Raw genomic sequence first — 24057 nt, forward strand, 5'->3', positions numbered from 1 at the left:
CTATGGTTAGCCTCGAATATCTGATGACTTCCCTGATTGTCGTATTACTCCCTGGAACCGGTGTGTTGTACACCGTATCCGCCGGATTAATGGGCGGTCGGCGCGCAGCTCTGTTCGCCGCGGTGGGATGCACTGCAGGCATTATTCCGCATTTGCTGGCCTGCGCTCTGGGGTTGGCGGCGATTCTACACGCCAGCAGCCTGGCCTTTCAGGTAGTCAAATATGTTGGCGTAGCTTACTTAATGTATCTCGCCTGGATGATGTGGAGGGACTCCGGCGTTGTCGCTTTTGACGCTTCGCCGGATGAGAAAAAAGCCACAAGCTTCGCTATCAAAGCCTGCCTGATCAATATTCTTAACCCCAAACTGTCCATCTTTTTTCTGGCGTTTCTACCCCAGTTCGTTCCCCATGAAGCCGCCTCGCCAATCTCTCATATGTTGCTGTTAAGCGCTATTTTCATGGGGATGACGCTGGTGGTCTTCACGCTTTATGGCCTGTTCGCTAACGCCGTGCGCGACTACATAGCAGGCTCTCCCAAACTGATGCAATGGACCCAGAAAACTTTCGCCGGCGCTTTCGTCGCTTTAGGCGTCAAGCTCGCGACAGTGGAGCGTTGAGAGCCTCAACTCACAGGAAGTCGTCAAAAGGAGTGAGCGTGAAAAGCTTATTTAACAAACTGGCCGGATTATTCTCCAACAGGGCGTCTGAGAGTGGCCAGGGCTCTGCGCCGATCACGCAGAATGAATCCCCGCAAGAGCAGTTCTGGCAAAAAGTTTACGATGAGCGGTCGGAATACTATGAGACCCATTTTGGCGCTCTGCCGTCGGAAATTCTAAAGATCGGCCACATGTTTGGCGTCTGGCCCGGCGGTGGGCTGTATATGATTCCCGCCAATAAACTGGGGGAAGGCATGTGGGTGTACACCACCTTTGGTTTCACCAATCCGGATATGCCCTCGGGCGTGGCGGCGAATAATGTGGACGTGGAGAAGGATGAGCAAGGTCGCGTGATCAGTAGCGCGGCGATGCTGACCCGAAAGAACGTGGCGGCGCACAACGAGGGCGTTCCCGGCTACGGCTATGAGATGCTGATGATCGCCCGGGAAAAGGCGGAATGGCCGCTTTGGTTTCTGCAGTGGACCGCCAATGCGGAGATCCTCAACGATGCGGGCATACTGGAGCGGGTCAGTAAGCATGACGGCCTGACGGTGGAGGAGATTCAGGCTGGCGAATCCGAATTCATCAATGTTTTGATCGCAAAAGCCCAGCCTCCGCTGCCGTCAACAGGAAAGCTCTCCAATGGCAATATGGAAATCCTGATCGCCACCGTGATCACCGACGAGGAGATGCGCTGGTCCATGGAGCATGGTCGGCCAGCGCTACTACAAAGATTGATGAAGGCCGGCGTGGGGCAGGTGAGCGATCGTCATCGGGCGAGTGTGGTGTGAGCCCTCTTTTACGCATGATAGCTCAAAACCCTGCATACACTTTCGTTTTACTCCGCCTGTAATTCTGGTTGTTCAATCAGATATTCATAGAAAAGCGTGTCGGAATGGCTGGAGGCGAGATAGAAATTATTTTTCTCCAGCATTTTAAGTGAGGCGGCGTTGTCTCTGGCGACGCCGCAGCTTATTTTGGCGACGCCTTTGTTTTGCCCCGCCCAACCAATAATTCCTTCCATGAGTTCCGTACCAAGCCCTTGCGACCAATATGACTCGCCTAAAATGTAGCCCAGGCGCAATTCAGTGAGCGCCAAAGGAAGCGGGATCGAGTGGAGAAATACGAATCCGACGACGTCGGAAGACTTGATTTCCTTGACGACAAACACCGGCGACTCAGCTAATCGGTCGTCCAGCCATGATATGGCGTCCTGCCGATTGACGATGCGGCGCCAGTCATCAGGAGCAAAGCGCGTTGCGTTCGGTGTGAGAATCCTCTCGATATTGCGATAGAGGTCATCGCCGTCGCCAGTGGAGGTCACGCAGCGAAGGTTATACACATAAAGTCTTTGCGTTTTGAATCCACATCGGTACATAGCGGTATACGGCTCTCTGGTGTGGCGTTAATGGGGCGATATGGGAAAGCTATCTATCCTAGAGAATGGAAATGGGGCGCAGTAGAGCGGATATAGGCATTTAATCGGCGGATTTTGGGATTTGCTGGGATGAGGGGCATCACTGAACCTCCCTTTTCTGACTACACTAAGTCAGTAGACTGACCAACGCCGCCAGTGCCAGTGCCAGTGCCAGTGCCAGTGATAGTGATAATGGATGAAACGAGCGCTTCTGCGATGTTATCAAAACGACGCCAAGGACAAAGCTTATCGACGCCATTTAAAGCGCTGCTATCTCTCTTTGCGCTAGGGTGCATGGTGTTTGCGTCAGGAGGCGTTCCGGCCAAAACAGCGCAGGAGTGGGTGGAAACGGAGTTCACCCCCTCCACTCTCAGTCGGGAACAGCAACTGCTGGAAATGCAGTGGTTTCATAAAGCCTCTGAGCCGTTTCGGGGCATGACAATTTATGTGGTGTCGGAGCCTATCGATACCCATTGGTATGAAGCCGATACGCTCGCTAAAGCCTTCGAAGATATTACCGGTATCCGCGTGGTGCATGAAATCACCGGCGAAGATGATGTGGTGCGTAAGCTGCTGGCGCAGATTGAGACGCAACACAACATATACGATGGATTCATCAGCGATTCAGACCTGATTGGCGGGCACTTTCGCAGCGGCGCTGTGGTGGCGTTGTCGGATTATATGCAGGGAGAAGGCAAAGACGTCACACTGCCGACGCTGGATATAGAAGACTTCTTTGGCCTGTCTTTTACGACGGGCCCCGATGGCAAAGTCTATCAGCTGCCTGACCAGCAATTTCCCAGTGTGTACTGGTATCGCCATGACTGGTTCAGCCGTAAGGACTTAAAGGACCGTTTTCGCAAACTCTATGGGTATGAGCTGGGCGTGCCGATGAACTGGTCCGCCTACGAAGACATTGCGGAATTTTTCACCGTGCATGTGCGGGAGCTGGATGGCCATCACGTATGGGGGCACATGGATTACGGTAAAACCGATCCCTCCCTGGGGTGGCGTATTTCCGACGCCTGGCTGGCGATGGCGGGCATGGGCGACAAAGGATTGCCCAATGGCCTGCCGGTGGACGATTGGGGCATTCGAGTGGAGGACTGTCGGCCGGTTGGCGCCAGTGTTCAGCGCGGCGGCGCTTTGGATAGTCCTGCGGCCATTTACGGCATTCGCAAATTTCTCGACTGGTTCCGGCTGGCGCCGCCAGAGGCTCTCAACGTGACGGATAAGGTGATGGGCGAATGGGTCGGCTCCGGTCTGATCGCGCAGCAAGCGTTCTGGTATACCGCCTATCTGGCGCAAATCACCCAGCCGGGCCTGCCGGTCGTCAACGCCGACGGCACGCCCAAATGGCGCATTGCGCCGTCGCCATTGGGAGCATATTGGCGGGAAGGGATGAAGTCCGGCTATCAGGACGCCGGTTCCTGGACCTTTCTGAAGAACACGCCGGAGAAGCGCCGCAAAGCCGCCTGGCTATATGCGCAGTTCACGGTATCCAAGACGGTGTCCCTGAAAAAGACAATGGTGGGGCTCACGCCGATTCGATTATCCGATATCAACTCCCAGGCGATGACGGAGCGTGCGCCTTATCTGGGGGGATTGGTGGAGTTCTATCGCTCCAACGCCCGTTACTACTGGACCCCGACGGGAACCAACGTGCCCAATTATCCTAAACTTTCTCCTCTGTGGTGGAAGTATATGACCCAGGCGTTCAAAGGAACCCAGCCAGTAGAGGAGGTCATGCATGATCTGGCGCAGGCGATGGATGAAGAACTGGCCGCGATCGGCCGCGAAGAACCCGGCCCCTGTGCGCCTCGCCTCAACCCCCAGTCCTCCAGAGAATACTGGCTTAACCAGCCCGGCTCGCCCAAACCCAAACTTAACGAACGCCCGCCGGGGAAAACCTTGAGTTATGAGGAGGCGTTAAAGGCGTGGCATTGATCAAGTAGGAAATTGCCGCGTTAGGGGCGGCTGCCAGTATTTGCCTTGTGAATGCAAAAAATCCAGATGTGCGCTAACCATGGCGCGTCGTTCATCTTGAAGCCCTGTTCTTTACACAGCTAGAATCCTCCTCCTGAATTCACTTACCAAAGGTCTATGGATATGCAGCAGCCCTCGTCCGCCGCGACTAACGACAGCCGTCGCACGCATGAAACTCAAGTTAAAAAAGAGGGAAGCGGCATCAAGGAGTCCAGTTTCTGGATCAGCCAGATTTTCATGATCCTGGCGACGGTGCTCGGCGTTTATCTGGCGGCGCAGGAAGGATTGAATCAGGCGATTATTTTTGACGACCTGACCTCCCGGCAAAACAACTTCTATTTGCGCAACTCTTTGGCCAGTGAGCTGCAGAGCAATATTGCGCAGGCGGAGAAATATGCTGAGTTTGTGAAATCACCTCCCAGTCGCAGCGCCATCAAAATGTTTCCGCTGCAACTTGATCTATTTGTTTGGGAAAGCATGCGCTACTCTCCTTCGGCGCTGGAGACGCCCAGTCAGTTTATCCTCGAAATCCAGCGTTATTATCGGGAGTTGGAAGATATTCGCGGCAAAATTGAGAGCAGCGCCTATGCGCCTCATTACGGCGCAGAGGAAATGAAAAAGCTTACGGAGCGGATGAAGAACGAGGTGCTGCCCAAGTTGCTCGCCAACATAGAGACGTTACAGCGTTATCTGAAAGATCACGATGTTCCGGTTGATTAAGTGTCCGAAACGCGTCGCGAGCGCTATTTATGGCGGGTTTCCGACATGACCCACAGGGATATGCCGTTGCTGACGCTTCGGCAGAAAGCCAGCACCGGCTTTTCGCAATGCTCCATGATATCGATAAAAGAACTGATTTGAGTTTGCTCGTCCGCGTTTATATGTGAGGGAACACTGTGATACGACAGTCCGAGGGCGTCGGCCCCGCGGCGTAGAGATTCGGACTCCGCCTCCTGATCGGGTTCATTATTGACGATTGAACGCACGCCCAGTTGGGCGGCGGCCTCCAGCTCGTCGCTTGACAGGCTGGAGGTGACGTAAAAATCAATTGCTAATCTGGTAATCGACACTGTTAACCGCCTTCTGCTTGTAATAAAGGCCAATCCCTGATGTAGGACTCTTTGTGAAGCCTTGCGAAAGCAGCTGGTTTGGCCAGCGCTTTCACAGGCTCCTTAGTTGTTGTTCTTCACCTTAACTCTCTGCGCCTTGACAGACTGCACGCCGGTCAAGTCGCCTACAATTTCTACAAACGCGCCCACCTTGAGTCCGTTTTGCGAACCGGAAGCGTCACTGATGTCCACGGAGATCCCGAGTATGGTCAGCACTTTGCCGGAGATGGCTGTTACAGGGCCTTCCACTGTCACAGCATCATCCGCGCGCAGACGTTCAATACGGGTAGCGGTTAATGGCGTGACGCCGCTCGCCGCGCGGATGGACAGTTTGTCGCCGCTGCGAATGTCATCCAAACCGAAGTAGGGCTGGTGCGCTTCGCTGCGGTCATCGAAGGCGGTCAGCTCATTAATGCTGAACGCGACCCCAAGGACGACGACCTGTTTGTCCGCTTCGCTGACTGAATCCACGGTAGCTTCGACATGAATATCATTGGCTTTCTTGAAGGTAATCGTTTGCGCCTGCAATACGCCGTCCGCGTCAATCGGACCTTCCGCTTCGATGCGGACACCGTCAGCCAAATCCTGTTTCTGACCTCTTCTGAATTTGGCGCCGGCGGCGTTGACGGGCTGACCGCTCAGGTAGAAGCTTTGTTGTGACGCAAAGTCAGTAATGATGCCTTCGTACTCCAGTCTGACGCCGCTTGCGGACATATCGCCGCGGGCTTTCAGTTTGACTTTCGCGGCGATGACGCCGGTATCTTCAAAGAAGCGCCCGTTGACTCTCACGTATTGGCCAACTTCTGGTTGCCCGTCTGAGAAGCCCTGTAGATCCGCCATGCTGTAATCCACGCTCAAATCGCCAATGACGAAGGTTCGATTCGGTGAGTCTACGCTTTGAATAAACGCATTCACCGCGACCTGTTCGCCATCGCTGTATGCGTCCGCCATTTTCTCAATGCGGGTGGCTACGACGCCTGTTGCGTTGGTGAGTCCGCTGATCGCCACCACCTGGCCGGTTGCGAGATCACTGAAGTTGAGGTTTTCGAAAACGGCGCTGTCAGGAATCAGTGCGGTTTGTCCCAGTACGCTGATCTCGGCGTTATAGTCATCGGCGTAACTCACCTGGGTGATCGGGCCGAATAAAGTTTGTTCAAAACTGACGCGACGAGCGTCGCCCGTTGTTTCGCTTGCATCTAGAGCGCCCTCGATAAGCACCACCATGCCCACTTTTAGTGCGCCTTCAGAGTAGCCGCTGACGCTGTCGATAACGATGTCCGCTGAATCGGTCTCATACTCCACGCCATTGACGAATACGCTGCCGAAGCCGCTGATTTCGCCGCGGGCGGCCACTGGCGCGCCAGTGCCTTCAATGCCGCCGTCAGAAGATGCGCCGCCGGAGCAGGCTGAGAGCAGGCTGGTCGTCAATGCCAGCGCCGTCAGGGTATAAATAATTCTGCTCATGGCTGCTCCTCGCGGGTTAAGGATTGCTCGAAATAGTATACGCCTATTCCCGCGCGAAATTTCCCGCTGCCCTGGAGCTTGGTATTGACGCCTCTGTCGTACCCGGATAACCACCGGTTTATACGTTGCAAAATTTCTTCCACCTCTTCTTTACTGCGTCCGCGTATCGCTTCCAGACACTCCATGGGGATGTCGTTGTACGCCACGGTGCGCTGGACGCGCGCTTCAGTGCGGTCCGCTTCCAGGTTGTGATCTATGGTGCGAAGCAGATCCGCGACCGCCGTACTCATAATCCTTAGTTTCTCTTTTAAATCCGTTTGCGGCACGTAGCCGTCCACTTTCAGAGCAACCCGCTTGCCCGCCGCTTCTCCCTGATCGCTGACCTCCACGGAGTCCAGTCTGATCAGCTCGTCCAGGACCGCGCGCACCGGCACGTCGCCGCCGTATAACCGCACCAGCTCTGTGAAACTGCTATCGCCTTCGTCCAGGGGGAGGGTAAGAGGCGCGCCATGCTCATCCTGAAACCGGATATCTCTGATCCAGCCGTTGACCACTCTGGAGCTTCTATTGGCGCTTTGCGCCTCGCCAGTCTCAATGGGATTGGGCAGCTTCTCCAGTCTGGCGATTTCTTTGCGGTTAATGCCGGTCAATACGGACACTCTGGAGAGGCTCTGTTTGCGGTTGGGGAGGGAAAACTCTTCCGTGGCGGCGTCAATATAGGCGCGCTTCGCGATTTCCGCGAACTCGTTGTACGACATGCCGCGCCGCAGCAGCAGCGCAGCCAAGGGTCGCAGTAATTTGTAAATGGCGGCGTACAGCGCCTGACTTAATGCCTGGTTCATGATTTGGGATATTATCGCCAAACTGTTGGTAAAAATGTGAACTGTTTCACAAAACGACTCCGATATTTGGGCTTATTATCCCAAAAGAACACAACCAACCCATAGGAGTAGATGTCATGAATCGTTGGATTGCCATAGCGTTCACGTTGCTAATCGCCTCATGCGGCGGAGGCGGCGGCTCCGGCAGTGACGACACCGCCGCTGCAGACGCCAAGGTGGGCTTGATCCTCACGGACGCGCCCAGCGGCGATTATACTAGAGCCATGATTACTTTCACGAAAGTCGAGCTGGTGGGCGATCAGGGCAAGGTGACCCTGTTCAGCGGCGAAGAGACTTTCGACTTATTGAGTCTTCCCGACTTTTACGAATTTCTGGACACCACCGACGTGCCTGCTGGCCAATACAGCTCTTTGCGCATTACCACATCAGACGTGAACCTGTATGAAGACGATGGCGCAGGCGGTGAAACCGAAGTGCCTTCCAAGCTGCCTTCCAAAGTTATCAAAGTGGTTAACCAAGGCGGCTTCACCGTCACGCCTGGCGCTGTATTGTTCATCGAAATCGATTTTGATATGAACAAAGCCCTCAAGTTCACAACCACGGGGCAGGGTAAAGTCATCATACGCCCCGTCGTATTCGCCAACATTCGTTCCGAGATCCCCAACAACAAATTCGTAAGGGTTCACGGTGATATTGAAAGCGTGGGCGACAACGCCTTTAGTTTGTGTCGCACCCAGTTCATCACCGATACGGACGCTACGCCAGCGGCCAGTTCTGAGGACTGCATGCGCGTGCGGATGGATGAGGATACCGGCATCTTCGCCAGCAACGGGCTTCCCGCTGAGGCGGCGTCACTGGTTGAGGGCGATGAAGTGACGGTCATTGGTCGCCTGGTTCGGACCGTCGCCACGTCGCCCGACATTGATGATGCGAACTTGCCGGAAGAAGGATACTGCATTGTCTGGTATCTGGATCGCACCGTGGAAGAGCAGCCTGCCGCGCAGTTGTGCTCAACAATCACTACCGTGCCTGAGGGAGCGGTTCTGGTTAACAGTCAGGGCGTCGTGGATGCTCATATCTTCGCTATCAATGCGTTGACCATCGAAGAAGGTCTGTTGACCGCATTCAGACGCTACTCCGGTGAAGCGGCGTCCACAGTAGACGTGGATACCAGTCGCTTTAATGTCGCTCTGGATGAAGGGCAGGGCATCGCGACAGATACCCCCATTGCCGTGCAGCTGTTCCCGAAAACCCGTGTCTTCAACGATGTGGGAACCGAGCTGACGCAGGCGGATATCCAAGCGGGCCTGAACGCTCTGATTGATGCGGTGCTGGTACTGCCGAGCGGAGAGGATAACTACCTGCGTTCGCCGTTCCTGGTGCTGAGCGAGAACGATGAAGAAGCGGGCGTCAGCGGCGAGCTGCTGTCCGTGGATGGCGATAATCTCCGTCTGACAGTCAGCGGTGATGCTGGCGATCAGTGTGTTGACGCCGCCGGCGCCAACATCTATCTGGTCGTCACCTCTGGCGATGAAACCACTAAGATGTCCGCTGCGTTCAGTGATCTGGCGGCGGGAGACACGTTGGATATCTTTGGAGAGGAAGATATTGCGGACGGTTGTTTCAACGCGGAGACAATCTTTATCTATTAAGGATAAGCGATTGATCACGGGACGCTGAAAAACTGGCGTTCCCGATACACCCGCGCCGGCGAGCAGGCATTATCTGTTCGCCGGCGCGGCGTTTACAGCAGCTCCCAATCCCCCTGCACCAGGCGGAAACATTGCCCCTGTTCAGGTAGATAGACATCTTCGCGCTGATAAATCAGGTCGCCCAAACGGGCCTTTTCCTGTTCCAGAACCTGATACAGGCATATCAGGCTACCGGCTTTGAAAGTCAGGCCATGATAGGCCTCCCAACTGCCGTGAAAATCATGTCGGTCTTTTTTAATCGAACGGCATTCGAGAAATATCAAATCCGCCTCGCCAGCCAGACGTAAGGGCGCTTCCAGCAACACGCCTTCTCCATTGAAGAACAGAGCGCCGTTAGGCCCTGACAGCAATAGGGCGCGATTGGGCGCGGCATGCTGGGTCATGGCGGTGGACAGATTCCAGGGGCCAACGGCGAGCCCTTTATCTGACTGCTTCCAACGCAGTAGAAAACAGAGCCGTTGCTCAGGCCAGATGGCGTAATTCAGCAGATTTTGCAGCAGGGGGCGATGGCCGTGAGGCGTAATCAGCACCAGAGGCTTGGTGCGTCCCCTGGCGTGCATCCAATTTACCAGGGTAATAAGGCCGGCGGCGTGGTCCGGGCCGCAATGGCTTAGCAGAATGGCGTCGATATCCTCAATGGCGGTTTCTCGCCGCCACAATGCCTGAGGTACGGTAGGACCGCAGCCGATCAGCATTTGAAAACGCTCTTCCGTGACGAGCAGGGATGAGTTTACCCGGGTGCGGTCGTAAGCTTCTCCGCTCCCCAACACTTCAATGTGCATAGTTTTCCTCATAAATCCTGGGGCCTGAACGGAATGTCTATGTTCCGTTCATTCCAACGAGCGATGACGGCGTCGATCATTCTGGGCTTCGCCGACGCATCAATGCGGCCGCTCATTGTAACCAAATACAACGACGTCAGGGCAACCCCCGTTACGTTGCAAATTGGATCAGGCGTTGTAAGTTAATTTATTGAATTTAAAAAAGATACAGAACGGCGGCGCAAGGCCGCCGTGAGGGAGATCAGGTTTGCGGCGCGGAATCTCCCGGAGCGCCGGCGAACTTGTTGATCAAAGGATTGGCGTACATTTCCAGAATGTAGCGTTGCAGCAGGTTAGGGTAGCCGCCGACCCGATCGGAGAACTCCGAGGCTTTTTGCCCCATCTCATCCCGATCCAGATTGTCCCAGGCCTGTCTGGCCTGTCCCGCCAACTCCTGCAGACGATGCAGCGATTCCTCCTGTAAATGAGCGAAAGACTCGCTCAGCGTCTTCAATTGCTCAAACGCCAGAATATTGGAGGGGAATAGCTTGTAGTTGCGGGTAATCTGCCGGTCGATCGCGGCGGCCACTTCTTCCGCATTCTCAAAATCCTGTTGCAACGGCTCGCCGAAGGCGATGTGCACACGACCTTTGGGACAGGAGATGCCGCGAATGATGCTGGTGATGTCCTCGCCTTCGCCCTTCACATATTCGGACTGCTCCCGCGCCTGCAGTTCTTTCGCTTTGAGCAGATCACAGGGATCGTATTCATAGGAAATGGACACCGGCACGATATTCATGCGTTTGATGGTGTCGGCGAAGGCCATGCCTTGCTTGCGGCCATAAATATTAAGCATCTTGATGATGGCCGGATCGGTTTTATCCAGGCCATTCTTTGCCCGGCCTTCCCGCTGTGCGATCCAGATGGAGCGATTTTGCGACAAGGTGTCGTCAATATAGGCGGAAAGCTGGGTTAACGCCTGCAGTTTGGCCTTGTGCCCCTCTACCGAGCGCTTGACCGTAAAACTCCGGTTGAGACGCATGATGTCGGACACCAGGGGGTTCGACAGCAGGTTGTCGCCGATGGCGATTTCCACGAGTTCGCGACCGGATTGATACAGCGCGAAGTTGACCAGCGCCGGGTCCATGGCGATGTCGCGATGGTTGCTGATGAACAGACAGGCGCGGTCCTTGGGAAGCTTGTCCAGACCTTCATAAGTGAAGCCGGAAGTGGTTTTCCTGACGGTGTTGGTCATGAACCCCGCCACCATGTTCTGTACATCGTGTATCGTATTGATTCTGCGCAGATTGTGCTGCAGATTGCGTCTTACCAGGAACGAGGTGAGACTGCGGCAGTATTTGGATAACCTGGGAAACTTATAATGTTCTATGGCCCGGACGAGTTGCTCGTCATGGCGCAGCCGCGAGATCACCTGAGGAACTTCATCATCCCGATAGGGACGAATATCATCAAATGTACTCATGAATTATATTTATGCTCATGCTTATTGGACGCGCAAGTGTCTCATTTATGTTTCAGCCGGTCCATTACAAAATGTACGTGGAGCGCTGGGTTAATGGGCGCTAAGCGCTTGTTTATTTGAAATATTCCGCCCACTTTTCATCCGCTTCGTCACCGAATAGAATCCGGCAGGCCTCCAGCAAACCCTGGGCGTTTTTAATTTTATCACGCCGCACCACCAAAGATATTTTCGATCTTCGGCGTAGAAAGTCATCCAGTTTGGTCACCATTTCCCGTCGCGCCGCCTGTTCTATCTCGCAACGCAGGTACTCCGCATTCTCGATCAGCAACTCCGCCTGCCTGGGATCGGCGCGAATAGTCTCCAGCAGGTCGAAGGCGTGCGCAGCGTAACGTCGCCACAGCCTGGTCGACAGTTTTTCTGAAGAGGACGGCGGCGTCAGGTTGTCGAGATCCATGAGTCGGGCCTGATGCATGAACTCCTCTTTCACACGGTTGGGAGGCTCTCCGTACCAGATTTTTTCGGGATAGGGCGGATACATCCCAAGCGCGGCGGCGGCCTGACAGATCTCATCGCCCACATTCAGACAATCCGTGAGCTTGCCGCCGAAGATACTGATGTGGCGGGTTTCGGCATTGACCTCAATCACGTGTTTGCGCGACAACTGCAGCCAATCCGTTTTGGCGCCATTGTCGCCTTGCACCGCCAAAGGGCGAACGCCACATCGTTCGGCCACCACATCGCTTTCCGTCAATGGTTGCGGCAGACGTAAACGCGCATTGATATTGTCCAGCACGAACTTGCGATCTTCCGGCGTCACTGTCGTATAGGGCGACTCCATACGCGTGTCTGTTGTGCCAATGCAGGTTTTCGGCCCCATGGGAATGACGAAAAACAGGCGGCCGTCATCGGCGAAAAAAGTCAGCACCCGCTTGTTATTCGTTATGCGGTCGACAATCAGATGGATGCCTTTGGAAAAGGCGTGTCGATATTTGGTGGTTTGTCCTGTCAAACGGTTGTGGTCGTCAACGAAGGGACCACATGCGTTGACCAACAACCCTGCGCGGATCTGAAATTCTTCCCCGGAGATATTGTCCCGGGCATCGATTGTCCAGATGCGGTCCGCCCAGCGTGCGCTGACGGACTCCACGTAATTGGCCGCGATGCAGCCGTAATCCATGGCGCGGCGAATGAAATTGAAGACGAAGCGGGCGTCGTTGTCATGCAGAAAGGCGTCAGAATACTCGAAACCGCCTGTGCTGCCCCCGGTATTCACGATAGGCTCTTCACGACCGATTCGCTCCGGGGTCAGATAGTGAGGGAAGCGCGTGAAGCCATTTCCCATAAACCAATACAGCACTCCGCCCAGATAGAGAAACCAGGGAGGATAGCGAAATCCTTTTTTAATTGTGGTGAAGAAGCGGATTTCCTGCACCGTGGAGGGGTAGCTGCGCATTAACTTGTTGCGCGACATACAGAGTTTGCGCACCAGACCGAACTCGTAGGTTTCCATGTACTTGATGCCGCCCCAGGCCAGGTTTGAAGACTCCTGGCTGGTGAAGCCGGCGAAGTCGCCCCGATCTATGAGGGCCACTTTCAATCCCCGTGCGGACATGGCTGCGGCGGAGACTGCGCCATTAATGCCGCCGCCGATCACCAGGGCGTCGAAACTAAGACGTCGGAGTTTGCTGAGATTATTGTCTCTAAGCTGCATGAAAACCGGGTTCCTCTGAATAGGAAGTTCGACGGTTGTGGTTATCTTTTATCCAGTATTGCAGGCAAGAACGGATTTCGCGAATTCCGCTAGCCCTGCGCGAGTCTGGAAACCAGGAAGTCCACTGCGGCTTTGACTTTGGGAACGGCGTATTTGGGGCGTTGATAGAGCAGATAGATGCCAAGTTGCGTGGCGCGACTGACGTACAGGGGGTAATCCAGTTCAAGTGTTTGAAATCCGGCGGGCAGCGTATTGGAGCGCCACACCCAATTCGGCATCATCGCCAGCCCCTTGCCGTCGCTGGCCCACTGCCGCAGCAGACGGGGAGAGCTGGTGATCAGGGCGGGGCGGATATCCACCTGTCGCCAGCGACCGTTGATGTTGGCCTGCCAGTAAAGCACTTGATCGGAAGTACGGAAGACGAGCGCCCGGTGTTGGCTTAAATCCTCAATACTTCGCGGCATTCCGTATCGTTGCAGATAGGCGTCGGAGGCGGCCAGTGAGAAGTTATTGTCGTCAATATATTTGGCCACCACCCGCTCATCTGGAATCTGTCCGGCGCGCACGGCGATGTCCACTGTATCCCGCATGATATCGACCACCTTATCCGTCAGGTCAATATCAATGATGATCTCGGGATACAGCGCCTCGAACTCAGGCAGAATCGGCACGATGCGGCTTTCACCGTAAGAAGAGCTGCAGCTGATGCGTAATACGCCCGAGGGCTTGCTGCGATAGTTGACGATGAGCTCGTCCGCATTATCGAGACCCCGCAATATCTGGCTGCAGTGCTGGAGATAGATTTCGCCGATTTCCGTCAGTTTCACAACCCGGGTGGTGCGGTGCAGCAGACGTGCGCCCAGTTCTTCTTCCAGAGCCTGAATCTGGCGGGTGACGCTGGATACGGGGATGTCAAAGTGTCGCGCGGTATCGCTGAAACTACCCGTTTTTCCCACGTGGTCGAAAAAACGCAGCGCTCTAAGTTTATCCATAGGCTCTATATTTTTGCTGAAATGACAAAAGTTATTTGAAATTTAGCATATTTATCTTTCTACCAGGCAAAAATAAACTGGTTTCAGAATTTGATGATTAATAAACCTTCTGCACATAAGGAGCGCGCCATGAGCTACAAAGCAGTCAAATTAGTGAAAAGACCTGAAACAGACATCACGACGGCTTGTTTCGAGCTGGTGGAGCTCGATACGCCTGAGTTGGAATCAGGGCAAATCCTGATCAAACAGACGCATATGTCGCTGGACCCGGCGATGCGCGGATGGATGAGCGCGGCGACCGACAGCTATATACCTCCGGTCGGCCTGGGCGAAGTCATGCGCTCCAGTGGTGTTGGGGAAGTCGTAAAATCCAGAAATGATAAGTTTCCCGTCGGCGCCAAAGTGGCGGGTATGTTCGGATGGCGTGAATATCTGGTCAGCGACGGCGAAGGCGTCTCCATCATGCCGCAGGAACTGCCTGCGGAAGCGATACTGTCAGTGTTGGCGTTGCCCGGCGTGACCGCCTACCACGGATTGATGGAAGTAGCAAAGCCCAAGGCCGGCGAAACGCTGCTGGTTTCGGGCGCGGCGGGTTCAGTAGGCTCCCTGGTGGGGCAAATCGCCAAAGCTGAGGGATTGCGGGTGATTGGCGTCGCTGGCTCGCAGGAGAAATGCCGCTGGCTGGTAGAGGAACTGGGCTTTGACGCCGCTATCAATTACAAGACGGAGGATCTGGCGCAGGCGGTGAAAGAAGCGGCGCCGAATGGGATCGACATCTATTTTGAAAATACAGGCGGTCCTATTCAACATGTCGCCATGGCCAATATGAACGCGTTTGGCCGTATCGTGGTGTGTGGCGTTATCGCCGATTACAACGCAGAGACCCCTGCGCCGGGGCCGAGCTGGACGCAGATTGTGAAGAAGCGCCTGAGTATCCAGGGTTTCACGATGCCGGATCATATGCATCGCTTCGGCGAGCTGTCGCAAAAAGTCGGCGCATATCTCCTGGCGGGGAAAATCAAATACCGCACTCACGAACTGAACGGTCTGGAAAGCGCGATAGAAGGGATCAATCTACTGTTTACCGGCGCTAACGAAGGCAAGTTGTTGGTACGTCTGTAATCACGATTCTCGTCGTTATATTTCTCCGTGCGCCGCCGCAGAGGTTGCGGCGCTGCGGAGAGATGTAAATTTTATGTAAACACTGCCCGCGCTTTTTTTACAAACTCATGTCTGATGTCTTTGAGTCCGTAACCGTATTCTGACTCCAACGCAACAACATTGCTTTGAAGGAGCCAGAACATGAACATCGTATTTCGTCCTACACCGTCCTCATCAACAAGTTCCGCTGATAACACCGGCCTTACACCATTCCGCAAAGCGCTACTGGCGACAGCGATGTTGGCATGTTGCGGGTTTAGCGGACTGGTATGGAGCGCTGAAACACAGGTGGAAAATGTTCAACCCATTACACAGGCGGTGACCCAGCCAGCCATCAATGCTCCGCGTATTCAGTTAGCTATTTTGCTGGATACGAGCAGCAGTATGGACGGCCTGATCAATCAGACTCGCAATCAGCTGTGGAAGATGGTGGACGAATTCTCCAAGGCCAAGAAAAACGGCGTCACGCCAATACTGGAAGTGGCGGTGTATGAATACGGCAACGATGGGCTTTCTTCGCAAAATGGCTACATTCGCCAAGTGACTGGGCTTACCAGAGAACTGGACCGCGTGTCGGAGGCATTGTTTTCTCTGACTACCAATGGTGGCGATGAGTTCTGTGGGTACGCCATCAACTCAGCCGTCAAACAGCTGCAATGGAGTCAATCGTCCAATGATATCCGCGCCATCTTTATCGCCGGTAACGAGCCTTTTACGCAAGGCCCGGTATCCTTCCGGGAAGCGATCGCTCTGGCCAAACAGAAAGATATAACCGTCAACACCATCTTCGCAGGCGCCTATAACGAAGGCGGAGAGAGCGGTTGGCGGCAGGGCGCGCAACTGGCGGGCGGCAATTACATGAGCATCGATCAGGACCAGCAGGTTGCACAAATAGAAGCGCCTCAAGACAAAGAAATCGCCATCCTGAACGCCAGGCTCAACGAGACCTATGTGCCCTATGGTGCGGGAGGCGCCGCAGCGTCCAAGCGACAATACGAGCAGGATGCGAACAGCCAGAATGTCTCACTCGGTTTGCTGGCGCAAAGAGCCAAGTCAAAAGCTTCCGTTGCTTACGATAACGCAAGCTGGGATTTAGTGGATGCCTACGAAGCCGGAGATGTGGCGTTGGAGGAAGTCGAAGCGGAAGCACTGCCGGAACCGATGGTTGGGATGAGCAAACAAGAAAAAGAAGAATATATAGAAACGAAGAAAACAGAGCGCAAGGTATTGCAGGACAAAATTAAAGCCTTGAGCGACGAGAGAGATGTTTATATTGCGGAGGAGAATCGTAAAGCGGCTAAGTCAGACGGCAATACTGTCGATGAAGCGCTGATCTCCGCCATTCGTAAGCAAGGCGAACAAAAAGCTTTCGAATTCAAGTAGGTCATCTTCAACTTTATTCAGGACGGGACACTACATACAAAAAAGGCAGCCTAAACGGGCCGCCTTTTGCGTGCAAGACGATAAGACTTACAGCTCGTAACGCAGACCTGTGTTGATCTGGTAGGCGCTGCTATTGTCATAGCTGACGTTTTGCTGGTAATCGATAAACGCTGAAACGCCATTCTTCATGACAGCCACTGCGCCCAGGTTGAAGATGTAGTACAGGCTGTCTTCGCCATCCGGGCTCAACTCAAACTTGGTCGCGTCAGAGTCGCCGATAAAATGGAACTTGACTGGGCCAAAGTTAGTGCTGGATTCGCTTACCGCAGAAGCCTGGAAGCTAGGCTGCAACACGCCCCAGTTGTAGCTGACGGGATAGGTGGCTTCAAAGCCGGCGCTGGTTGTCATCTGGTCGAGGTTTTGCTCTCCGACGTGCACGGACCAGCCTTCGCCGCCGCTTTCGTCAAAGCTGTCGATTTCCGTGTTTGAGTAGTTCAAACGCAGGAATGGCTGTACGGACAGCGCGCCGCTGTTGAACATAACGCTGGCTTGCAGCGCGAGATTCAACTGTTTGCTGTCAGTTTCGCCTTTTGCTGTGGCTGAAAACTCAGAGCCGGATTCGGTATAGTTAATGCGACGCTTGGTGTTGTAGTCGCCAGCGCCGTAACCCACCTGCATATCCAGACCGAAATTACCGATGTAGTAAGAACCATAACCAGTCAGGTTATAGGCGTCTGCATCCACTCCGCCGCCGCTTTCAGAGAAAGACAGGTCGTTCTGTCCCCATCCCAGGGCGGCGCCGACTAACAGATTCTGGCTAACGCGGTAATCGGAGCCCAGAGTAAATCCGTCGTTATCATATTCGTATGCAGACTCACGATCAGTCCGGTCGTGCTCTACTGACTCACGGTGCAAGCTCAGGAACACGCCAAAAGGAGAAGTCTGGGCGTCGCCAGCGGCTCCGCCGCTCATGACCTGCTCACCCCAGGTGCGGCCGTTCACGGTCACTTGAATGTTTTCGTTATCCTGGCGCAAAGAAGACATGCGCTTGAAGATACGGTTGGTGTGCGCTTGTGAAGTTTCGGAAGCCACTCGCAGCAGAGATAAAGTTTCTTCCGGCGCAAGCTGGTTGATGATAGAGCCGACTTTCGTTGGGTCATCGGTCGCTAATTCGTAGAGAACAGCGCAGCGCTGCGCCAGCTTTTCTGCTTCACCGGTAGCGTCTTCAGGAATTGAACCGCAAATGGCGTCAAGCACTTTGGATACTTGACGGTCGTTTTCGTTGTCTGTGAGAGGAAGCAGCTCAGATGTCGGCGCTTTGGTCACAGTTATCGTAACAGTACCTTGAACTTCTACTGGTTCATCGCAGCGGGCTTGAGGACTTCTTGCTGCGGGAGGAGGCGATATATACTCTCCGCCGTAGTCACCACCATAATCGCCACCGTAGTCACCGCCATAATCACCACCGTCACCTGGAGTACATTCAATGACGTCGACTATTCTATATGTGAATGTATCCTGGCCAACGAAATCTCTGTCTGGCGTATAACGTAATCCGGGACCATCTGTATAGCTGACTGTACCGTGTTGAGGGGGCTCAAAGCCCAAAAGTTCGATGTTGTCGCCATCGGGATCTGAATCATTCGCGATGACATTAATGTAAGCGAAGCTGTTCATCTCAATAGTTGCAGCGTCGCTATTAGCCACGGGAGCGGCGGCATTCGCCAAGGGCGCCATCGCAGCGCCCGCAAGAAAATACAGGGGCAATTTGTTCCGTTGCATGTTTAACCTTAGCTGAATAATGTAGTTAGAATTTTGGGTCGCACATTGTACGTAAAATGGGCGCTAAATTGAAACTGGGGGAACTACTATAAAACATGAGCAAGTTGGTATTTTGCTGGGAATTAGGCGGCGAACTAGGTCATTTGGCGACACTTTCTGAACTGGCGCGTGAATTTGTCAGCCATAATCACCAAGTGACTGTGATATTGAAAGACCTTTCAAAAGCGCCGCTCTTTTTTGCGGATACTCCCGTGACAGTGCTGCAAGCTCCGGTGTGGCCGGCTAAAGGCAAAAAAGAGCCGCCCAGTAGTTGCATCGCGGATATCCTGTTGAAGAGAGGCTACGAATCGGTGGAGGGGCTAGCCACTTTGGTCAGCGCCTGGCAGACGTTGTTTCGACTAATACAAGCAGACGCCCTTTTTTTTGATTTTGCTCCAACCGCGATGTTGGCGTCGCAGTCGTTATCCATACCCAAGTTTACGGTAGGCGCTGGATTCAGTGAGCTCTCTCCGGGACAGCCAAACCCGAATATTCGCCCTGAAACCGCTGACTACAAACAGGTCTATGAGGCTGAATCAAGGGTGGTGGCCAATATGAATCCCTTGGTGCAAGCAATGGGACTGTCGCCATTATCGTATTTATCGGACTTGTTCCAGGTTGACTCAGCGTTTATCGCCAGCTATTCAGAGCTCGATTTTCAGGCGGCGCACCGGCAGCACTCCCTGTATTGTGGTCCGGTTGCGGGAGATTTTCCGGGAGAAATTGCGGTGTGGCCGCATAACGCCGGGAAGAAAGTGATCGGCTATTTGAAGTCATTTTATCAGCATCTGGAAAATGTATTGGATGGCATCAAACGCCTTGGTGAAACGGCGCTGATTGTCTGTCCGGGTATTTCTGAGGATCTTATCTCGCGATATCAGAGTGATGCTTTGCGAATCTACTCACATCCTGTCGCTTTGGATCAAGCGTTGAGTGAAGCGGACCTGTCGATATGCCATGGCGGCATGGGAATGCTGGCGAAAAGCGTTAAGGCTGGCGTTCCTATAGCTTGCTTGCCCACTCAGCAGGAGCAATTTCTCAACAGTCGGTGCGCCAGTGAAAATGGCGTCGGAGAGATTATTGACGGAGAAGATGTAGGTGCATTGGTCAGCAGCCTGCAGAGATTGCTTACCTCAGAGGGGATACGATCCCGGGCCCGCGAGTGCGCGAACAAATACGCAGGGCGGCCGCGAGGCGCTGAATTGATTCGCCAGCGGGTCGAGGCCGTATTGACCGCAAGGGAGCGAAAGTCTTGAGAACAGTCGTCATCCAGTCCTTCCGTACCCATGATGTCCCGCCCTGGGTGGAAAAGTGTCGACGCAGCGTGGTTCAGTGGGCGCAGCTTCAGGGCTACGAGTATCTCTTTTACGACGATCGTTTTTTTGATTGCTTACCTGACTGGTATCGAGCGCAGACAGGCGGTCAAATTCATCTGATGGCGGATCTGGCGCGCTTGGAGCGTGCGGCGGAGCTGCTGGCGGCGGATTATGAACGTGTCATCTGGGTGGATATTGATGTATACATTGGCGCCCCTGAACGTTTAACCGTTGCTGATTCAGATAGTTTCGCATTTTGTCGGGAGGTTTGGATCAGCGAGAGCGAAGGCGCGCTGCATCGATATCACAGGGTGAACAATGCAATCGCCGTTTTCTGTCGCGGGAACCCGTTTCTGGATTTCTACCGATACTCCTGCAAACAGATGGTGCGCCACGACGAAACGTTGCGTCACGTGACCATTGGCACGTCCTGGTTAACACATTTGCATGAACGGGTGCGCTTTCCCTTGCTGAACCACGTGGCGTTGCTCAGCCCCTGGGTTTTGCAGGACTTGAGTCGAGGGGAGGGCAGGTTTCTGGAACTGTATCGTCAGGAATTTGCTGCGCCGGTTTATGCGGTGAATCTGTGCCTGACATTTCGGAATAAGAATCTGACGGGACGAACGGTGACGGATGGAGATTTTGAACGCGCTATTTTGCATTTTGCGCGTTTGGGGACGGAATAGCGCCCAAAGACGCTATTCCTTTACAAAGGTATGCCAGGTATTTTCGGCATCAACCGCCGTTCGGGTTGAAAGGCTGGCCGTTAACGGTTAACCCGCCTTTGGCGAAGCCGACTTTGGCGCTGTACTGAGAAGAGGCTTCATCGTAGTTCAGCAGTCCCATTTGGACATACATTTGCGCCATGTTGGAGAACTGCATGAGCAGCATCTTTTTCATTTGCGCTTTGTCTTCGTCAGTCAGCTCCATTGTCTTGCTTTGAGCAGCGACCATGACATCCGCATAGCTGCTAACCAAGGCTTCATCCAGTTTGCCCTCAGCGTTTAACAGCACGTTCGCCATCAGGACCTGCGGCTGTTCTTTCAGAACGTCGGCGGATAGCTGGTCAACGCCATCCATACGCAGATCTGCGTTGGCGTTGAAGCTGTTTTCGCCCAGCTTAAGTTCCCATTTGTCGATCTTAATATCCGCTTTTTTCGCCAGGGTAATCAGGTCGCCCACAATAATGTCTTTCTGGTTTTCCAGTTCGGTCAGAAACTGGTCAGGATCGGTGGAAGCGGTAGTTTGGGTGTTGATTTGTTTGATGACGCCCACTAAGCGGTTAGTGGCTTCTGTTTCAAAGTTATTGAAGGACAGATTCAGAGCCATGGAGCCCACATCCATTCCGTCATACAGCATATCGTTCACATTGATGAACGCGGCGCTGCTCAGCAGATTTTCTGCGATGGTGTCTTTGCCTTTCAGCGTAATAGTGCTGACGCTGAAGTTCTGGCCGTCTTCACTGCCGATTTTGATGTCGCTGATAACCTGCTCGGATGAGCCTGCCCACAGGTGTTCCAGAATTTGGTTTGCTTCCATTTTCAAGGTGTAAGAGCCAACTTTCACGTCGCCGACTTTTTCACCATTGTGAGCGGCTACATTGAGGCCCTGCCAATTAATGTTCGCCACCACGTGATCGCGAGCAGGACTGACACCGATAACGCCCTGCATCGGCGTGACGTTAATCTTTATCGACTTTCCCTCTTCTTCTTTGTCCACGTTGATAGGCTTGGAAGAGAAAGTGATGGTGTTGGAGCCATCGATTTTGAAGGCGGACTCAATCGTGAAGGGGCCTTCTTCGCCAAACTGTTTGGTGTAGAAATCCGCCAGTTCTTTTTCTGAAGCGAAGACTTCCGCTAAGCCGCAGTCCGCCTGGTTTTGCAAAGGCATGACGCGAGTGGTTGCGGTCAGCAGTCCGCCTTTCAGCAAAGTCATATAGTCGTGTTTGATTTCTGTCACCAGGTCCAGACACACAGGCTGGTCGCCGCCAGTACCCATCATGCTCTGGAATTCGGGGGAAAGTTGCAGACGGTTAATCGCCTTGGAACTCAGAAAACCTTTTTCGTATTTTTGAACGGTCAGTTCAACAGGCAGGCCATTAAAGGCCAGATATGAAGAAACGTCCTGTACGCCAGCGTCGAAATTCTGTTCGGCTTTATGTGCGATGACAAAGGGAGCCGCGGCCACTGCAACGGCGATGGGCGCCGCTAACCATATTTTTTTCATATCGAATTTACTTATGTGAAGGTGTGTGACTGAGTCATTCGGCTTAGACTCAAGCTTACAAAGGGCGGAAATTCTAGCCTTTTTGGCGGGGATGTCTATATGGGGGACTATCTATATCCCCCAAACGGGCGTTAGGCGGCGTCAGTCGAACCAGTTATGGGAACCGCCGGAATTGTGGTATTTGGGAAAGTCGGAAAAGGAGCTGCGCAGGGTATCGATAGAATCCACCCGGATAAAATCTTCTTCCTGAAAGAACGACGTTTTGGTTACCGGCTCGTTGACAACCTTAACGACCCGATAGGTGAACTCATTGATTTTACTGACCACCTGCGCTGTTTTGACGATTGCTTTCCCCGTCAGCTTCAATGCTTTTTCCAGTCTCGGGTCGAGACCGCTGTCTCCGTCTTTTTCAGCTTCCTTTTTAGATTCGTCAACTTGTTTGGGCGCTTTTTCCTGCATCTGCAAAGTCACTTTGAACGGGAAACCGGTGACTTCATCCGGGATTCTCAACTCAGTGTATCGCAGCCAGTCCCGGGGAATGCCCAAGTGGTCACAATGAATCGTCGTGTATAGCTCTGGCGAGACAGAATCAGGTTGTGTGATGTCTAACTGCTTGCATTGGTATTCGTCATAAGTTACCGGGTCCGGTTGCGCAACAACGAGGGTGTCCTTCTCTTTTTGTGCGCCATTGAAGTAGGTTCCGAAACCGAAGCGATCATAGTCCATAACGCTCCATCGCCCCTGACTTTCCATGTATTCCAGATATTCTTTGATGCTGACTTGAGTAAAGTATTTTTCTGACCCGTTGCGACGAAACATCAGTACGGAATCTTCCAAAGGGTAAACAGTGACGCCGGAATAATCGTTTTTGGAATGAACCACCACTCTTTGAATGGCGTCATGATCGACGGTATAGACGATATCGTCCCTCGTGACGTACTTCAGGAGGTCATCTTCCTGAATCGCGTAGATGTGCCCTGTGAAGACTGATTGGGCCGCACTGGCCGCTGGCGTGGATTCCTCAGCCTGAACAGCGACGCTGACAGTTGATAACACAGCGCTGAGCAGTGAACTAAGGAAAAACAGTGAGGATTGGAGGTGTCTGGGCATAACGCGGGATCATTGCTAAGTGTGAGTGAAAATCGCTGGGGAGTTATACCCAATCCCTGGGGTCCACACAATAGTAGTTGCGCAGTTCGCGAAACAGCTCAGGGTGTTTCTCCGCCATTTCCTTGGGCTTTTCGTAGAAAGTTTCCGTGGCGACGGCGAAAAACTCGGCGGGGTTGGTGGCGCCGTAATTGTCCATGACTGACTTTTTCCCTTTGAAGGCGCTGTCGCGCAATATATTGAACTCATCCGACAATACGCGCGCCCAGCTACGATAACTGGTGGGCGTTCGCAGTAATGGCGCGCCGTTGGTGGAGCCGGATTCGCCGTCCAGTTGATGGGCGAACTCATGCAGCACGACATTGTGACCATCCGTAAAGTCGCGAGCGCCGGCGATAACATCATCCCAGGACAAAATTACTTTGCCATTGTTCCAGGATTCTCCCAGCAGACCGTGAGAGGACACGGCGGCGGTTCCGTCGTCATTGACGACCTCGCGTTCGGCTCGGAATGCTTCTGGATACACCAGGATAAAGCGCAGGTCGTTATATTCATTAGTGGACCTGTTCAGCAGAAGCAAGCACGCTTCTCCAGCGATGGTGACCCGCATTTCGTCGGTTATTTCCAGACCCGCGCAGCCATAGAAGGTTTTCTGGTGCAGAAAGACATTGATCAGTCCCTGCAGCTGGTGTTTAAGAGAGTCGGGGAGCCGTTTGTAGACTGGCAGGTTGGCTTCCAGAATGACTTCCCAGGTTTCTGGAAATGGCTTGGCGCGAATTTTCCTGAGGCGCTGGTTGGGATACCACATCACCATCACTACGGCGCTGACTGCGAGGATCAAAAATACAATAAAAGGCGCCATCTCTTTCCAACTCATATCAACACTGCCTTGCGCTATAGGTTTACACTG

At 53.5% G+C, this 24057-nt stretch carries 21 protein-coding genes; 9 read left to right on the top strand and 12 right to left on the bottom strand.

From position 1 onward, the window contains the following. The first annotated feature begins 2 nt into the window (after positions 1–2). Positions 3–617, top strand: a complete 615-nt coding sequence (locus EUZ85_RS14730) for a LysE family translocator (RefSeq protein ID WP_127970004.1) — start codon at positions 3–5, stop codon at positions 615–617. 38 nt (positions 618–655) lie between these two features. Next, positions 656–1447: a suppressor of fused domain protein gene (locus EUZ85_RS14735; protein ID WP_127970005.1), complete on the top strand. Its 792-nt coding sequence runs from the start codon at positions 656–658 to the stop codon at positions 1445–1447. A gap of 47 nt (positions 1448–1494) precedes the next feature. Here the strand turns inward: EUZ85_RS14735 and EUZ85_RS14740 are convergent, their stop codons facing one another. After that, a complete protein-coding gene (locus tag EUZ85_RS14740; RefSeq protein ID WP_164887251.1) occupies positions 1495–1998 on the bottom strand; it encodes a GNAT family N-acetyltransferase in 504 nt (167 codons plus the stop codon). A 291-nt stretch (positions 1999–2289) separates the two neighbouring features. Between EUZ85_RS14740 and EUZ85_RS14745 the strand changes: the two genes are divergently transcribed. Together EUZ85_RS14745 and EUZ85_RS14750 are read left to right on the top strand one after the other, a co-directional pair. Beyond that, positions 2290–4020, top strand: coding sequence for an ABC transporter substrate-binding protein (locus tag EUZ85_RS14745; protein WP_206618139.1), 1731 nt, complete (start codon positions 2290–2292; stop codon positions 4018–4020). A gap of 162 nt (positions 4021–4182) precedes the next feature. Beyond that, entirely contained in the window at positions 4183–4779 is a 597-nt protein-coding gene (locus EUZ85_RS14750; RefSeq protein ID WP_127970008.1) for a hypothetical protein, read from the top strand. 23 nt (positions 4780–4802) lie between these two features. Here the strand turns inward: EUZ85_RS14750 and EUZ85_RS14755 are convergent, their stop codons facing one another. The 3 genes from EUZ85_RS14755 to EUZ85_RS14765 form a co-directional block, all read right to left on the bottom strand. Then, positions 4803–5129 (bottom strand): beta-lactamase hydrolase domain-containing protein, encoded by a 327-nt coding sequence (locus tag EUZ85_RS14755; RefSeq protein ID WP_164887252.1) that lies wholly within the window; start codon positions 5127–5129, stop codon positions 4803–4805. Positions 5130–5231: 102 nt separating this feature from the next. Then, positions 5232–6632, bottom strand: coding sequence for a DUF5666 domain-containing protein (locus EUZ85_RS14760; protein ID WP_127970010.1), 1401 nt, complete (start codon positions 6630–6632; stop codon positions 5232–5234). After that, positions 6629–7474: a DUF6502 family protein gene (locus EUZ85_RS14765; RefSeq protein ID WP_127970011.1), complete on the bottom strand. Its 846-nt coding sequence runs from the start codon at positions 7472–7474 to the stop codon at positions 6629–6631. The genes EUZ85_RS14760 and EUZ85_RS14765 overlap by 4 nt, the downstream gene beginning before the upstream one ends. Positions 7475–7590: 116 nt before the next feature. Between EUZ85_RS14765 and EUZ85_RS14770 the strand changes: the two genes are divergently transcribed. Beyond that, a complete protein-coding gene (locus EUZ85_RS14770) occupies positions 7591–9126 on the top strand; it encodes a DUF4382 domain-containing protein (RefSeq protein WP_127970012.1) in 1536 nt (511 codons plus the stop codon). A gap of 92 nt (positions 9127–9218) precedes the next feature. Here the strand turns inward: EUZ85_RS14770 and EUZ85_RS14775 are convergent, their stop codons facing one another. The 4 genes from EUZ85_RS14775 to EUZ85_RS14790 all read right to left on the bottom strand — a co-directional run bounded on the left by EUZ85_RS14775 (position 9219) and on the right by EUZ85_RS14790 (position 14133). After that, a complete protein-coding gene (locus EUZ85_RS14775; RefSeq protein ID WP_164887253.1) occupies positions 9219–9968 on the bottom strand; it encodes an MBL fold metallo-hydrolase in 750 nt (249 codons plus the stop codon). A 241-nt stretch (positions 9969–10209) separates the two neighbouring features. After that, a complete protein-coding gene (locus EUZ85_RS14780; RefSeq protein WP_127970014.1) occupies positions 10210–11430 on the bottom strand; it encodes a 1-acyl-sn-glycerol-3-phosphate acyltransferase in 1221 nt (406 codons plus the stop codon). A 112-nt stretch (positions 11431–11542) separates the two neighbouring features. Continuing rightward, positions 11543–13141, bottom strand: coding sequence for a glycerol-3-phosphate dehydrogenase/oxidase (locus tag EUZ85_RS14785; RefSeq protein ID WP_127970015.1), 1599 nt, complete (start codon positions 13139–13141; stop codon positions 11543–11545). Positions 13142–13230: 89 nt separating this feature from the next. Beyond that, positions 13231–14133, bottom strand: a complete 903-nt coding sequence (locus EUZ85_RS14790; RefSeq protein ID WP_127970016.1) for a LysR family transcriptional regulator — start codon at positions 14131–14133, stop codon at positions 13231–13233. Positions 14134–14262: 129 nt separating this feature from the next. Between EUZ85_RS14790 and EUZ85_RS14795 the strand changes: the two genes are divergently transcribed. Then, positions 14263–15255 (top strand): NADP-dependent oxidoreductase, encoded by a 993-nt coding sequence (locus tag EUZ85_RS14795; RefSeq protein WP_127970017.1) that lies wholly within the window; start codon positions 14263–14265, stop codon positions 15253–15255. A gap of 180 nt (positions 15256–15435) precedes the next feature. Next, positions 15436–16677 carry a VWA domain-containing protein gene (locus EUZ85_RS14800; protein WP_241567037.1) on the top strand — a complete coding sequence of 414 codons (1242 nt, stop codon included), beginning with the start codon at positions 15436–15438 and terminating at the stop codon, positions 16675–16677. An 87-nt stretch (positions 16678–16764) separates the two neighbouring features. Here the strand turns inward: EUZ85_RS14800 and EUZ85_RS14805 are convergent, their stop codons facing one another. Beyond that, on the bottom strand, positions 16765–18459 hold the full coding sequence (locus EUZ85_RS14805; protein ID WP_127970018.1) for an autotransporter domain-containing protein: 1695 nt from the start codon (positions 18457–18459) through the stop codon (positions 16765–16767). Between the two features lie 95 nt (positions 18460–18554). On the opposite strand from EUZ85_RS14805, the gene EUZ85_RS14810 reads away from it, so the two are divergent. Together EUZ85_RS14810 and EUZ85_RS14815 are read left to right on the top strand one after the other, a co-directional pair. Beyond that, positions 18555–19754, top strand: a complete 1200-nt coding sequence (locus EUZ85_RS14810; protein WP_127970019.1) for a nucleotide disphospho-sugar-binding domain-containing protein — start codon at positions 18555–18557, stop codon at positions 19752–19754. Further along, on the top strand, positions 19751–20500 hold the full coding sequence (locus EUZ85_RS14815) for a hypothetical protein (protein WP_127970020.1): 750 nt from the start codon (positions 19751–19753) through the stop codon (positions 20498–20500). The genes EUZ85_RS14810 and EUZ85_RS14815 overlap by 4 nt, the downstream gene beginning before the upstream one ends. A 49-nt stretch (positions 20501–20549) precedes the next feature. Here EUZ85_RS14815 and EUZ85_RS14820 read toward each other — a convergent pair whose 3' ends face one another. The 3 genes from EUZ85_RS14820 to EUZ85_RS14830 all read right to left on the bottom strand — a co-directional run bounded on the left by EUZ85_RS14820 (position 20550) and on the right by EUZ85_RS14830 (position 24024). Continuing rightward, positions 20550–22040: a YdgA family protein gene (locus EUZ85_RS14820; RefSeq protein ID WP_127970021.1), complete on the bottom strand. Its 1491-nt coding sequence runs from the start codon at positions 22038–22040 to the stop codon at positions 20550–20552. A gap of 141 nt (positions 22041–22181) precedes the next feature. Next, a complete protein-coding gene (locus tag EUZ85_RS14825; protein WP_127970022.1) occupies positions 22182–23150 on the bottom strand; it encodes a hypothetical protein in 969 nt (322 codons plus the stop codon). 43 nt (positions 23151–23193) lie between these two features. Continuing rightward, positions 23194–24024, bottom strand: coding sequence for a zinc-dependent peptidase (locus EUZ85_RS14830; protein WP_127970023.1), 831 nt, complete (start codon positions 24022–24024; stop codon positions 23194–23196). Positions 24025–24057 lie beyond the last annotated feature (33 nt).

This window comes from Hahella sp. KA22, assembly GCF_004135205.1.
Lineage (GTDB): Bacteria > Pseudomonadota > Gammaproteobacteria > Pseudomonadales > Oleiphilaceae > Hahella.